The 14,219-nt window shown below is 62.6% G+C and carries 9 protein-coding genes; 3 read left to right on the top strand and 6 right to left on the bottom strand.

Features of this window, described 5'->3' with window-relative positions; translation table 11 throughout:
- Positions 1 to 19 precede the first annotated feature (19 nt).
- The 3 genes from ACM6IP_RS01485 to ACM6IP_RS01475 are packed head-to-tail and all read left to right on the top strand — an operon-like array spanning position 20 to position 5,510.
- Positions 20 to 1,264: an exonuclease SbcCD subunit D C-terminal domain-containing protein gene (locus ACM6IP_RS01485; RefSeq protein ID WP_401128898.1), complete on the top strand. Its 1,245-nt coding sequence runs from the start codon at positions 20 to 22 to the stop codon at positions 1,262 to 1,264.
- Positions 1,261 to 4,902, top strand: coding sequence for an AAA family ATPase (locus tag ACM6IP_RS01480; protein ID WP_414860780.1), 3,642 nt, complete (start codon positions 1,261 to 1,263; stop codon positions 4,900 to 4,902). The genes ACM6IP_RS01485 and ACM6IP_RS01480 overlap by 4 nt, the downstream gene beginning before the upstream one ends.
- Complete coding sequence (locus ACM6IP_RS01475; RefSeq protein WP_414860779.1) at positions 4,899 to 5,510, top strand: glutathione S-transferase; 612 nt, start codon at positions 4,899 to 4,901, stop codon at positions 5,508 to 5,510. Before ACM6IP_RS01480 ends, ACM6IP_RS01475 begins: the two co-directional genes overlap by 4 nt.
- A 154-nt stretch (positions 5,511 to 5,664) precedes the next feature.
- On the opposite strand, the gene ACM6IP_RS01470 is transcribed toward ACM6IP_RS01475, so the two are convergent.
- From ACM6IP_RS01470 to pepN, 6 genes are all read right to left on the bottom strand, one after another.
- Positions 5,665 to 5,844, bottom strand: a complete 180-nt coding sequence (locus tag ACM6IP_RS01470; RefSeq protein WP_095168809.1) for a hypothetical protein — start codon at positions 5,842 to 5,844, stop codon at positions 5,665 to 5,667.
- Positions 5,845 to 6,000: 156 nt separating this feature from the next.
- A complete protein-coding gene (locus tag ACM6IP_RS01465) occupies positions 6,001 to 7,176 on the bottom strand; it encodes a lactonase family protein (RefSeq protein ID WP_177440649.1) in 1,176 nt (391 codons plus the stop codon).
- On the bottom strand, positions 7,163 to 7,459 hold the full coding sequence (locus ACM6IP_RS01460) for a DUF5629 family protein (protein ID WP_095168810.1): 297 nt from the start codon (positions 7,457 to 7,459) through the stop codon (positions 7,163 to 7,165). Before ACM6IP_RS01460 ends, ACM6IP_RS01465 begins: the two co-directional genes overlap by 14 nt.
- Before the next feature lie 118 nt (positions 7,460 to 7,577).
- Positions 7,578 to 9,953 (bottom strand): efflux RND transporter permease subunit, encoded by a 2,376-nt coding sequence (locus tag ACM6IP_RS01455; RefSeq protein WP_371917593.1) that lies wholly within the window; start codon positions 9,951 to 9,953, stop codon positions 7,578 to 7,580.
- A 37-nt stretch (positions 9,954 to 9,990) separates the two neighbouring features.
- Entirely contained in the window at positions 9,991 to 11,043 is a 1,053-nt protein-coding gene (locus ACM6IP_RS01450; RefSeq protein WP_414860778.1) for a WD40/YVTN/BNR-like repeat-containing protein, read from the bottom strand.
- Between the two features lie 511 nt (positions 11,044 to 11,554).
- Positions 11,555 to 14,212: an aminopeptidase N gene (gene pepN, locus ACM6IP_RS01445; protein ID WP_414860777.1), complete on the bottom strand. Its 2,658-nt coding sequence runs from the start codon at positions 14,210 to 14,212 to the stop codon at positions 11,555 to 11,557.
- Positions 14,213 to 14,219 lie beyond the last annotated feature (7 nt).

The following is a 14,219-nucleotide window of genomic DNA, read 5'->3' as shown; positions in this document are numbered from 1 at the left end:
AGAATGAGCGGAGTTTGCCTTGCGTCTGTTTCACACCTCCGACTGGCACCTTGGGCAAAACCTGCATGGCCAGGAACGCGACTACGAACACGGTTGTTTCCTCGACTGGCTGCTGCGTCAACTGGGGCAGGAAAAGCCCGACGTGCTGCTGATCGCTGGCGATATCTTCGACACGGTCAACCCACCGGTCAAAGCCCAGGAACGCCTGTACGACTTCATCGTCAGTGCCCACGAACAACAGCCCGCGCTGAGCATCGTGATGATCGCCGGCAACCACGATTCCGGCTCCCGGATCGAACTGCCCGCGCCGCTGATGCGCCGCCTGCGCACCCACGCCCTGGGCCGAGTGCTGTGGCTCGATGACGGGCAACTGGATGCCGAACGTTTGCTGATCCCGCTGCCCGACGCCTCGGGCGAGATCGCCGGCTGGTGCCTGGCACTGCCATTTCTGCGCCCTGCCGAAGTCACCGGCGCCCACCTGGGCGACAACTACCTGCGCGGCATCGGCCAGGTGCATGAGTGGCTGATCGCAGCCGCCAACGCCAAGCGCCAGCCGGGCCAGGCGCTGATCGCCATCAGTCATGCGCACATGGCCGGCGGCTCGGTGTCCGAGGACTCCGAGCGCAGCCTGATCATCGGCAACGCCGAAGCCCTGCCCGCCAGCCTGTTTGGCCCGAGCATCAGCTACGTCGCCCTCGGCCACCTGCACAAGCCGCAGAAGGTCAACGGCGAGGAGCGCATTCGCTACTGCGGTTCACCCATCCCCTTGTCGTTTTCCGAAATTGGCTACCAGCACCAGATCCTCGACGTGCGTCTTGACGGCTCGACCCTGGTCAGCGTCGAGCCGCGCCTGATTCCGCGGGCAGTCAACCTGCAACGCATGGGCCCGGCACCGTTGGCCGAGATCCTCGGCCAACTGGCAGCACTGCCCGACATCGACCTGCTGGCCGATGTCCAGCGCCAGCCCTGGCTGGAGGTACGGGTGCGCCTTGACGAGCCGCAACCGGACCTGCGTCAACAGGTGGAAAACGCCTTGCAAGGCAAAGCCGTGCGCCTGGTGCGGATCGCCGCCGAATACGCCGGCAGCGGCGCGGGGGGCGGCAGCGATGAGGGCGACACCTTGATCGAACTGGACCAACTGACGCCCCAGGAGCTGTTCAGTCGCGCCTGGCTGGATAATTACGGCAGCGCCGTCGACGAACAGACCCTCAGCGATTTTGCGCAACTGCTGCAAGACGTTCAGCAGGAGAGCGAACAGCCATGAAGATCCTCGCCATCCGCCTGAAGAACCTGGCCTCGCTGGCCGGGCCGTTCGAGATCGACTTCAGCGCCGAACCGCTGGCCAGTGCCGGCCTGTTTGCGATCACCGGCCCCACCGGCGCCGGCAAAAGTACCCTGCTCGACGCCTTGTGCCTGGCCCTGTTTGGCGCCGTACCGCGACTCAACAACACCGGGCGTGACGCCAAGGTCCCGGACGCCGACGGCGAAATCGCCACCGGCGATCCACGCACCCTGCTGCGCCGCGGCACCGGCGACGGTTACGCCGAGGTCGACTTCCTCGGCATTGATGGCCGGCGCTACCGCGCGCGCTGGGAAGCCAACCGCGCCCGGGAAAAAGCCAACGGCAAACTGCAGGCCAGCCGCCAAAGCCTGCGCGACCTGGACACCGATCAACTGCTGGCCAGCCAGAAAGGTGAATACAAGACCCAGCTCGAAGCGGTACTGGGCCTGAACTTCGAACAGTTCACCCGGGCGGTGATGCTCGCCCAGAGCGAATTCAGCGCCTTCCTCAAGGCCGACGACAACGACCGTAGCGAACTGCTGGAAAAACTCACCGACACCGCGCTCTACACCCGTCTGGGCAAACGCGCCTTCGACAAGAGCAAGGAAACCCGCGAGCTGCACAAACAGCTGCAGGACCAGGCCAGCGGCGTCACCCCCCTGGAGCCCGAGGCCCGCGCCGAACTCGACCAGCGTTTCAGTCAGGCCCAGCAGCAGCTCAAGACCCAGCAGGCGCAGCTCAAGCAGCTGGAACTGCAGCACACCTGGCTCAAGGAACTGCAGCAGATCCAGGACCAGCAACTGGCGGGCGCCGAGCAACTGCAACAAGCCCAGCACGCCTGGGATGCCCTGGCGGACGCACGGCTGAACCTCAAGCGCCTGGAGCACCTGGCCCCGCAACGCCACCAGTTTGCCCGCCAGGCCGAGCTAGATGCGCAGTTGAGCCCCTTGGCCGCATCGATCCAGCACCACAGCGCCCAACAGGCCGAACAACTGGCCCGTCAGGCACAGCTGGAACTGAGCCTGGAGTCGGCCAAGGCGGCACTGATTCAGGCGCAACAGCAGCACACCAACAATGTTCCGCTGCTGCGTCAGGCATTCGAAGAACAAGGCAACCTGGCGCGACTGACCCAGGCCATCAGCGCCTCGGCGGAGCTCAAGCAGAGCGCCGAACAGGCAAGCCTGCAAGGCCAGCAAGCCATCACACAGATGCTCGAACAACAACAGCGCGTGGCCGAGCGCCTGGTCAGCATCGCCAGCCAGTTGGAGCAAAGCCTGCAGTGGGCGCCGGTCAGCGATGCCTGGAACCTGCACCGCGAGCGCTTGCAGCAACTGATGCTGGTGGGCAATCGCCTGAAACAAGGCGAGGCGGAACTGCAGGGGCTGCAACATCAGGCGAGCACCAGCGCCAGCCGCCTGGAGGAGCAGCGTCAGCTGCTACAGGTGCTGTACAGCGAAGCCGACGTCGAACCTCAGGCAGTCGCCGAGCAGATCCAGATTCTCGGCAGCCTGCTGCAAGACAACCGCAAGCAACTGCGGGCGGTGGAAGAGCTGACGCGGCTGTGGGCCAACCAACAGGAGCTGGACAATCGCGGGCAAGCCCTGCAACAGCGCCTGCACAGTGCCCAGGGCGAACGCGAACGCCTGACCCGCGAAGGCGTTCAAACCAAGGCCGAGCTGACCGTGGCCGAGCAGACACTGACCGTAACCCAAGCGCTGCTGGAGCGCCAACGCCTGGCCCGCAGCGCCAGTGTCGAGGAGTTACGCGGGCAGTTGCAGGACGATCAGCCATGCCCGGTCTGCGGCAGTGTCGAGCACCCCTATCACCAGCCCGAGGCCTTGTTGCAAAGCCTGGGCCGACACGATGAAAACGAACAGGCCAGCGCCCAGAAAGCCGTCGACCTGCTCAAGGAAACCCTCGCCGAACTGCGCGCCGAAGTCGGCGGCGTGATCGCCCAGCAAAAAGAGCTGCTGCAACAGCAGGAAAACCTGCTCACCCAGCAGCAGAGCCTGGCCCCGAGCCTGGAAGCCCATCCGCTGGCAGCCCAGTTGCTGGCGCAGGATCCTGGTCGCCGCGAAGCCTGGCTGGCCCAGCAAAACACTCAGTTGAACCAGAACCTCAGCCAGGACGAACAGCGCCAGGGCGCCCTGCTCACCCTGCAACAGGACGCCGCGCGCCTGGCGCAGCAACTGCAGGCCGCCGAACAGGCCAGCCAGCAGGCGGCGCAACAGCTGACCCTGCAGCAGCGCGAGCTGGGCAACGACCGCCTACGCCTGGACGAAGAGCTTGCCGCTTTCGCCAACCTGCTCCCGAGCGCCATCCTTGAAGGCCTGCGCCATGAACCTGCGGCGACCTTCCTCCAGCTCGACCAACAGGTGGCCCAGCGCCTGGAGCAACTGGCGCGCCAGCGTGAAGAACTGGACGAGCAGCAGCAACGCCAGCCAAGCCTGGAAATGGAACAAGACCGCCAACTGACCCGGCTGCAACAGACCGAGGCCGCGCAACAGCAGCACGCCCTGCTCAGCGCACAGCTGCACGGCGCCCAACAGCAACTCAGTGCGCTGCTGGGTGAACAGCCGAGTGCCGAAGCCTGGCAAACACAACTGGAGCAAGCGCTCGAACTGTCACGCCAGGCACAAGCCACGGCCAGCCAGCAACTGCAGGAAGTGCATAGCCAGCTCATCCAGCTGGCAGCCGAACTCAAGGCCCAGCAACAGCGCCAGCAGGCGCTGGACAGCGAACGCCAAGCACTGCAGAGCAACGTCGCCGAATGGCGTGCCCTGCACCCCGAACTCGACGACGCAGGCCTTGCGCAGTTGCTGGGTTACAGCGACGAACAGGTCAGCCAGTTGCGCCAACAGTTGCAACGCAGCGAAACCGCGATCGAGCAAGCCAAGGTCTTGCTGCAGGAACGCGAGCAGCGCCTGCACGAACATCAGGCCCAGCACAACGCTTACCTGGACGGCGAACAACTGGCCGCGGCCCTGGGCGATCTGCAAGCACAGGCCACCATCAGCGAACAACAATGCGCCGAGTTGCGCGCACAACAGGCCGAGGATCAACGACGCCAGGATGCCAACCAGGCGCTGGCGCAACGCATCAGCCAGGCGTATCTGGAGTGGCAGCGCTGGGCCCGGCTCAATGCCTTGATCGGCTCGGCCACCGGCGACACTTTCCGCAAGATCGCCCAGGCCTACAACCTCGACCTGCTGGTGCATCACGCCAACGTGCAATTGCGCCAACTGGTGCGGCGCTACCGGCTCAAGCGCGGCGGCAGCATGCTCGGCCTGCTGGTGATGGACACCGAGATGGGCGACGAACTGCGTTCGGTGCATTCATTGTCCGGCGGGGAAACCTTCCTGGTCTCGCTGGCGCTAGCCCTGGGCCTGGCCTCGATGGCTTCGAGCACCTTGAAAATCGAGTCGCTGTTCATCGACGAAGGTTTTGGCAGTCTCGATCCGGAGTCGCTGCAACTGGCGATGGACGCCCTCGACGGCCTGCAGGCCCAGGGACGCAAGGTGGGGGTGATTTCCCACGTGCAGGAAATGCACGAGCGGATTCCGGTGCAGATTCAGGTGCGTCGCCAAGGCAACGGACTGAGCACCCTGGAGGTGAAATGAACCGGCTGTATTCCTTCCGCCGCTGCCCCTACGCCATGCGGGCACGCATGGCGCTGCGCTATAGCGCGGTGCCATTGGCCATCGTCGAAGTCAGCCTCAAGGCCAAGCCGCCGGAGATGCTCGCGCTTTCAAGCAAGGGCACGGTGCCGGTACTGAGTACCGATGGCCGAGTGATCGACGAAAGCCTGCAGATCATGGCCTGGGCGCTGGCGCAGAACGATCCCGAGGACTGGTTGCTCAAGGGCAACCCTGTCGCTCAATCACTGACGGCGGCGCTGATCGAAGAAAACGACCAGGTGTTCAAGGTCAGCCTCAATCGCTACAAGTACGCCGAGCGCTACCCGGAGCATTCCAGGGAGCACTACCGCGCCGAGGGCGAAGTGTTCCTGCGCAAGCTCGATGGCTTGCTGCAACAGCAGCGCTATTTAGTGGCCGATCACCCAAGCCTGGCCGACATTGCCCTGATGCCCTTTATCCGCCAGTTCGCCCACGTCGACCGCGACGGCTTCGCGCAGCTACCGTATACGCAGTTGCAGGTGTGGCTTACGGGGATGATCGAGTCGCCGTTGTTCACGGCGATCATGGCCAAGCAACCCGAGCATCACTGATACCACTGAATCAGGCACCATTGATGTTGGCTATGCCGGCCTCATCGCGGGCAAGCCCGCTCCCACAGTGATTTTGCAAACCCGTGGGAGCGACCCGCTCGCGATGGCGGCGGAACAGGCACCATTGATGGTGTCACACTTGGTGCCTGGCAGATCAATGCTGGACTTTGTGATCCAGCGCCGCATAGAAATTGGCGCTCTGTTGCAGGTATTTCTGGGTGTAGGTCTGGGTGCCGGTTCTTTTGTCGTTGATCTCGACGCTGGCATTGGCTGGCAGCACGACGCTGGCTGAGATGGCGGACGCGGCGATGACGGAGAAGAGATTGAAGTTCATGGCGGTAACCCTCGTGTGCAGTTGGCTTGCTTGCCTGTGTAGGCCGTGAAGCAAACTTACGCCCGAGGGTTGGCGCGCTTGAAATCTTTTGTATCAGTAGCCGATATCACTGCGATTAATACAACGGTGCAAGCCCCGCCAGGCGGGGCCTCACGCTTACGGGCGGGACAGGAACTTGAGATCGCTGGGCGCATCGAACGCCAGCTTCTGCACGGTTTTACCCAGCAGGCCGCTGTGTCCATCACGCTCGATGACGACGATCTGGTTACTTTTCTGGTTGGCCACCAACACAAACCGGCCACTCGGATCGAGGCTGAACTCGCGGGGATGATCGCCTTCCACCGAACGCCGTTGCAGCTCCTTGAGCTCACCCGTGCTCGGGTCGATGGCAAACACCAGCAGCTCGTTGGCCGTACCGCGGTTGCTGACGTAGAGGAACTTGCCATCGGCAGAGGCATGCAACGCGGCTGCGGCTTTTTTCGCCGCTGGCTGCCCGGCTGCCAGGTCCACCAGTTGGCGCTGGGTCAGCGTGCCATCCTGGTAGTCGAACACCGCGACTTGCGCGCTCATCTCCATGCTCAGGTAGGCATGCTTGCCATCGGCGGCGAACAGCAGGTGCCGTGGCCCGCTGCCTGGTGGCAACTGCACCGAGGCCGGCGTGGCGGCCGTCAGCGGGTGCTCCGGATTAGCCTTGGGGTCGTAGCGATAGACAAACACCTGGTCGGCCCCCAGGTCATTGGAAAACACGAACCGACCGTCCGGTGACGACACCGTCGAATGCACGTGGGCCGACATCTGGCGCTCGGGGTTGACCCGGCTCGCCGGATGGCTGCTCAGTTGCACGGGTGGCGACAACCGGCCCTCGCGGCTGACCGGCAAGACCGCCAGGCTGCCACCCGGGTCGGCCGCTACCGAGTAGTTGCTGACGAACAGGTACTGGCCATCGGCGCTGAGGCTCGAATGAGTCGGCTCGTTGCCCAGGCTCTGTACCTGGTTGATCAAGCTCAGTTGGCGGGTCTTCGGGTCGATCGCCAGGCTGCTGACGCGTCCGACCACGTCAGCTTGTCCGGGGCCATTCTCGTTGACCACGAACAGTTGCCGCTGATCGCGGGACAAGGTCAGCCACGAAGGGTTGGCGCTCTGGAACACTTGCAACGGCGTGGCGTCGAGCTGGCCGCTGCGGCTGTCGAACTGCAGGCGATAGATGCCCTGGCTCTGGCCTTGGGTGTAGCTGCCAATCAACAGTTCATGGGGCTCGACGGGAGCGGCCTGCACCCCCATCGCGGCGAAGCTGCTGGCCACCAGGAGCGGCCAGAGGTTACGCATCGCCATGGTCTTCGCCTTCATCATTGCTGCCACTGAACGCGCTCATGCACACCAGGCGGTGCTCACCGGCATCGCCGCTCAGGGTCCAGCTCTGCAGGTCGGCGTCGAACACGGCCGCCTGCACCTGGGCCAGGCTGAACACCCAATGCTTGGCCGCGCGGCCATCCATGCACTCGATGTGCAACTGATCCTCCTCGTCCAACGAGAAGTCGAAGGCGTGCAGGCCATCGATTTCCAGCATGTCGCAGGTTTCGAGAATGGTGAGCAAGGTATCGGTTGCAGCAGTCATGGCGATCAATCATCAAGTTGAAAGGCGCAATGATAGCGGCCGTGAGCCCGACAGCGCAGCGAACCGGCAAAAAAAAACCGCAACCCTGGGGCTGCGGTTCTTTCACTTCAGGTCAGGATCAGTGGGCAAACAGCGAATTACCCTTCTGCCCTGCCAGTTTCTCCGGTTTGATCAGGAACCGCGCCAGGGCCGGCAACAGCCACAGGGCGCCGAACATGTTCCACAGCAGCATGAAGGTCAGCATCAGGCCCATGTCGGCCTGGAACTTGATTGCCGAGAAGATCCAGGTGCACACGCCGATGGCCAGGCACAGGCCGGTGAACAGCACCGCCTTGCCGGTGGATTTCAGCGTCTGGTAGTAAGCCTCCTGCAATGGCAGACCGGCACGCAGGAAGCTTTCCAGGCGGCTGTAGATGTAGATGCCGTAGTCCACGCCAATCCCCACCCCGAGCGCCACCACCGGCAAGGTCGCAACCTTCACGCCGATGCCCATGAAGGCCATCAGGGCGTTGCCCAGCACAGAGGTCAGGACCAGCGGCAGGACGATGCACAAGGTCGCCGCCCAGGAGCGGAAGGTGATCATGCACATGGTGGCTACACAGATGTAGACCAGGATCAGGATGGTCAGCTCCGACTCCTTGATCACCTCGTTGGTGGCCGCCTCGATCCCGGCGTTACCGGCGGCAAGGATGAACTCCAGGCCATCCTTGTTGTTTTCCTTGGCAAACTCCTGCACCGCATGTACCGCACGGTCGAGGGTTTCGGCCTTGTGGTCGTTGAGGAACACCAGCACCGGCGCCAGGGAGCAACTGTTGTTGTACAGGCCGTCGGCGCGGGCGATGGAGTTGTTCAGCACGTCAGGGTTACGCGACAGGGTTTCCCATTTCAGGTTGCCCTCGTTCATGCCCTTGATCATCTGCTTGGACACGGTCACCAGGGAAATCGCCGACTGCACGCCCTCGGTGTTCTGCATTTTCCACATCAGCTCATCGATCGGTGCCATGGCCTCGTAGCGCGAGCAGCCTTCGGACTTGGTCTTGACCATCACCACCAGTACGTCGGAGCTGGTGGAATAGTTGTTGATGATGAAGTTGTTGTCCTTGTTGTAGCGCGAGTCCGGACGCAGCTCCGGTGCGCCCTGGTCGAGGTCACCGATTTTCAGGTTTTTGCTGTACCACAGGCCGCCACCGAAGGCGATCAGGGCGATCAGGATCGACACCGGCGCGACTTTGGAGCTGGCGAAGTTCGACAGCAGGCGCCAGAACGGGTGTTCGCGGGTCGCGTCTTTCTTGCTTTTGGCGATAGCACGCTTGCTGATGCCGACGTAGGAAATCGCCACCGGCAACAGGATCAGGTTGGTGAACACGATCACCGCCACGCCGATGGAGGCGCCGATGGCCAGCTCGCGAATCACCCCGATGTCGATGATCAGCAAGGTAATGAAGCCCACCGCGTCCGCCAGGATCGCGATCATGCCCGGCAGGAACAGCTGGCGGAAGGTACGCCGGGCTGCGGTCAGCGCGTTGTCGGCCTCGCTGGATTGCAGGGCGATACCGTTGATTTTCTGCACGCCGTGGGAAATACCGATGGCGAAGATCAGGAACGGCACCAGCATCGAGTACGGATCCAGGCCGAAGCCGAACGCATGCATCAAGCCCAGTTGCCAGATCACCGCCACCAGGGTGGTACTCAGTACGGCGATGGTGCTGCGCACGCAGTTGGTGAACCACAACAGCAGGACCAGGGTGATGACAAAGGCCACGCCGAAGAACAGCACCACCATGATCAGGCCATCGATCAGGTCACCGACCTTCTTGGCAAAACCGACGATGTGGATCTTGATGTTGGGGTTCTGTTGCTCGAACTTATTGCGGATCTTGTCTTCAAGTTCGTGGGAGAACTTCTGGTAGTCCAGCGCCAGCAGCTTGCCCTGGTCTTGCGGGTCCGGGTAGGACTCCAGCAGCGGAATGTCGACGATGCTCGACTTGAAGTCGTTGGACACCAGCCGCCCGACCTGGCCGGACTTGAGCACGTTGTTGCGCAGCAGTTCGAGGCTGTCGGCCGAGCCGTTGTAGCTCTGCGGGATCACTTCACCGCCGGCAAAGCCCTCCTCGGTCACTTCGGTCCAGCGTACGCTGGGACTCCACAGCGACTTCAGGCCCGAGCGATCGACGCCGGAGATGTAGAACACCTCGTCGTTGATCTGGCGCAGGGTCTCCATGTACTCCTTGGAGAAGATGTCACCGTTGGTGGCCTCCACCGAAATCCGCACGGTGTTGCCCAGGTTCGCCAGGTCGTTGCGATGCTCCATCATTTTTTCAATGAACGGATGCTGCAGCGGGATCATTTTTTCGAAGCTGGTGGAAGGCCGGATCAGCGTCGCCTGCCAGAACAGGAAAATGCTCACCAGCAGGCAGATCACGATGACTGCCGGGCGGTTGTTGAAAATCAGGCGCTCGAGAAACGTCGCCTTGTCTTGATGATGACTGCTCATGGATGTCATTTCTCCGCCTTCTTATTATTTGCCCGGCTCATTTATTCAGTTCTGCACCGGTTGGCGAAGTGGCGCGAACGCCGCCCTGTCCGACCAAAATCAAATTGCCGTTGCCTGCCGCCGTGACGCCCGCCACCGAAATCCGGTCTGGGCGATTGAACACACTGAAGGTCTGCCCGTCGTCATTGCTGCGCACCACGCTGCCGCCGTTGCCGACGATCACGATCGAGCCATCCTCGAGCAAGGTCGCGCCAGACAGGCCGAATTCCAGGGCGCCGCGCGCGGCCTTGAGCTCGACCGGCTCCCAGCTGCTGCCAAAATCGCTGGAGCGGAACAGGTTGCCGCGCAAGCCGTAGGCCAGCAGCGTCGATGGCTGGGCGGTGCCGATGACCCCGAACAGCGAACCCTCGTACGGGCCTTCGACCCGTTCCCAGGTCTGGCCCCAGTCGGCGGAGCGGAACATGCTGCCCTGCTCTCCGACGATGAACAGGCCGGCATCCTTGACCGCGGCAATGGCGTTGAGGTGGTACTGATCTTCGTTGTCGAGGCGGTCACTGACGTCTTCCCAGGTTTTCCCGGCGTCGGTGGTTTCCAGTAGCGCACCATAGGCACCCACGGCAAAGCCGTTGCTGGCGTCCTTGAACCAGACGTCGAGCAACGGCGCTTCGCGCTTGAGGTCTTCGAACTGCTTGGTCCAGGTCACACCGCCGTCGGCGCTGGCGAGGATCTGCGCATCGTGACCGACGGCCCAGCCATGCTGGTCATCGATGAAGAACACCGAGGTCAGCAACTGCCGCGAAGGCACCTTGGCCTGGGTCCAGGTGCTGCCCTGGTCATCGGAATAGAGAATGTGCCCGCGGTCACCAACCGCGATCAGCCGTTTGCCGGCATGCACGACATCCAGCATCAAGCCCTTGGCGGACTTGACCGATTCAATGGAATAGACCGTATCGACGGCTGGCGTGGCATTCGCCAGGGCCGGTGCCGACAGGACCGCGCTGCCCAACAGCGAGAGCGCTGTAGCCAGCAACGCGAATCTGCGTAGTGCCGGCGGGCGGCCAATACCCACACCCATGACAGGCTCACTCATAGACCTTTCCCCCATTATTATTGTTAGGTCGTTCAACCTTTCAGGGCGCCGTGCGGGGCGTGCTACCGGATGACCGGATTCAGCGTTGAGCTGAAACCTGCAATCTAGAGCCCCTTCTCGGAAGCTGGCCTATCCTATCCAGCTTTAGAATCGTCTGACAATCGACGCCACGTTATGTTTTGTTAACTTGGGGAGTAAGGGTAGGCGCTGAATGGCAAGGCATTCGTGCGCATGATGAAAAAAGGCCACGAAGGTGGCCTTTAGATATTTGTGGGAGCGAGCCTGCTCGCGAAGAACTCAAAGGCGTCGCGTTTATACTGAATACACGCGTTATCGTTGACGTTTTTCGCGAGCAGGCCGCAAGCGGGCGCCCGCTCCTACAGTAGATTCTGCTGTTCGCAGATTTTGCATCACATACAGCAAACCTGTGGGAGCGAGCTTGCTCGCGATGGCGGTGGGTCAAGCGCCATCGATGTTGAATAGGAAACCGCAAGCGGGCACCCGCTCCTACCTAAGCCAGGCTTTTGCTGACCACCTCGAAGACATCGCTGGACAGCTCGCCCGAGGTGCGGATGCGTTCCAGTTCAGCTTTCATCAGCGCCTGGCGGGCGCTGTCGTATTTGCGCCAGCGGGTCAACGGCGCCAGTTGGCGCGAGGCGATCTGCGGGTTGAAGCCGTTGAGCTCGATCACCAGGTCGGCGAGGAAGCGATAGCCCGAGCCGTCGGCGGCGTGGAAGTTGATCAGGTTCTGCCCGGCGAACGCCCCCACCAGCGCCCGGACCTTGTTCGGGTTCCTGAGGTTGAACGCCGGGTGCTCCATCAGTTGCCGCACGCGCTGCAAGCCACCCGGCAGGCCGCTGCCAGCCTGAACGCTGAACCACTGGTCCATGACCAGCGGATTGTCCTTGAAGTGCTCGGCGAAGCTCGCCAGGGCCTTGGCCCTCTCGGCCTCGAACGGCGAATTGACCAGCACCGCCAACGCCGTCAGGCGCTCGGTCATGTTGTCGCAGGCCTCGAACTGCTCGAGGGTCGCGGCCAGGACTTCAGGCTTGGCGCTGAGCATCAGGTAGGACAAGGCGATGTTCTGCAGGCTGCGCCGGGCAAAGTGCTCGGCCTCAGCGAGGTACGGTGTCTGCCGGGACAGCTCGCGATTGGCCTGGTAACGCAGCCACAACCCTTCGAACAGTTGCTCGGCCAGTTGTTTGCGAGCAAATTCACGGGCGGCATGAATTGCCTCGACGTCCGCCACTTCGCTGATTTCGGTCAGGTAGGCTTCACTCGGCAGCGAGAGCATTTCGGCAACCATGGCCTGGTCCAGGCCCGGATCGGCGAGCACGCTGCGCAGCGCTTCGATCAAACGCTGGTCGAGGGCCAGTGCCTGCCCCGCCTGGTGCTGGCCGATCAGTTCCTGGAGCACTTGCACCGACAGTTGCTGGCCGGCTTCCCAACGGTTGAAGCCGTCGCTGTCGTGCTGCATCAGGAACATCAATTGGTCGCGGTTGTACGGGAAGCTCAGTTTCACCGGTGCCGAGAAACCGCGCAGCAAGGACGGCAGTGGGTGTTCGGCGATGTCGAGGAAGGTGAAGGTCTGTTCCGCTTCGGTCACCGACAGCACACGGGAGGTGCCACTGGCCGCCGCTTCGCCGCTCAGGCGCAGGGCAATCGCCGCGCCCTGGCGGTCCAGCAGACCCAGTTCCAGGGGAATCACGAACGGCAGTTTCTGCACCTTGTCCGGGGTTTCCGGGCAGCTCTGGCGCACGGTCAGGCTGTAGGTCCGGGCGGAGGCGTCGTACGACTCGCTGACCGCCAGACGCGGCGTACCGGCCTGGCTGTACCAGCGCTTGAACTGGGTCAGGTCGACGCCGTTGGCGTCTTCCATGGCCTTGATGAAGTCATCGCAGGTCACGGCCTGACCATCATGGCGCTCGAAGTATAGGTCGCTGCCTTTGCGGAACCCTTCGTTGCCGAGCAAGGTGCGGATCATGCGCACCACTTCCGAGCCCTTCTCGTAGACCGTCAGGGTGTAGAAGTTGGAAATCTCGATGAAGCTGTCCGGGCGCACGGCATGCGCCATGGGGCCGGCATCCTCGGCGAACTGATGGGTGCGCAGGTAGGCGACGTCCTCGATCCGCTTGACGGTGCGCGAATGCATGTCAGCGGAGAACTCGGCATCGCGGAACACCGTGAAACCTTCCTTGAGCGACAACTGGAACCAGTCGCGGCACGTCACGCGGTTGCCCGACCAGTTGTGGAAGTACTCGTGGGCGACCACCGCTTCGACCCGCTGGTGAGCGGCATCGGTGGCGGTTTCGGCACGGGCCAGCACGCAACTGGAGTTGAAGATGTTGAGACCCTTGTTCTCCATGGCACCCATGTTGAAGTCGTTGACCGCGACGATCATGAAGATGTCCAGGTCGTACTCGCGACCGTAGACTTCTTCGTCCCAGCGCATGGACTTCTTCAGGCTGTTCATGGCGTGCTGGCACTTGTCGATGTTTTCCGGCTCGACATAGATGCGCAGGGCCACGCTGCGTTGGGTCATGGTGGTGAAGGTGTCTTCGACGCACCACAGGTCACCGGCCACCAGGGCGAACAGGTAGGCCGGTTTCATGAACGGGTCTTCCCAGGTCGCCCAGTGCCGGCCGTCTTCGCCTGGGCCTGAGGCAATCGGGTTGCCGTTGGACAGCAGCACCGGATAGCTGTGCTGCTCGGCGCTGACGGTGGTGGTGAACTTGCTCATCACGTCCGGGCGGTCGAGGTAGTAGGTGATCTTGCGAAAACCCTCGGCCTCGCACTGGGTGCAGAACATGCCGCTGGATTTGTACAGGCCTTCCAGGGCGGTGTTGGTTTGCGGGTGGATGCGCACGCTGGTATCGACCGTGAAGCTGGCGCTGGTCGGGTGCAGGGTCAGGTGGCTGTCGCTCAACTGATAGTCGGCCGGCGTCAGCGTGTTATCGCCCAGGGCCACCGACAGCAGTTCCAGCTGCTGGCCGTCGAGCACCAGCGGCGGCAGGCCGGCGCCTTGGGCCGGGTTGCGGCGCATCACCAGTTGCGCATGGACCAGGCTGTGGTCCTCGAACAACTCGAAGGTCAGGTGCGTCTCGTCGATCAGGTACTCAGGCGCCTGATAGTCCTTCAGGTAAATCATCTTCGGTTGTTCGGTGCGCATGGCTCGA

Source organism: Pseudomonas sp. IT-P176, from assembly GCF_949767245.1.
Taxonomy (GTDB): domain Bacteria; phylum Pseudomonadota; class Gammaproteobacteria; order Pseudomonadales; family Pseudomonadaceae; genus Aquipseudomonas.
Note: the sequence above shows the minus strand (reverse complement) of the source record. Positions and strands in the feature narration are given on the sequence as shown.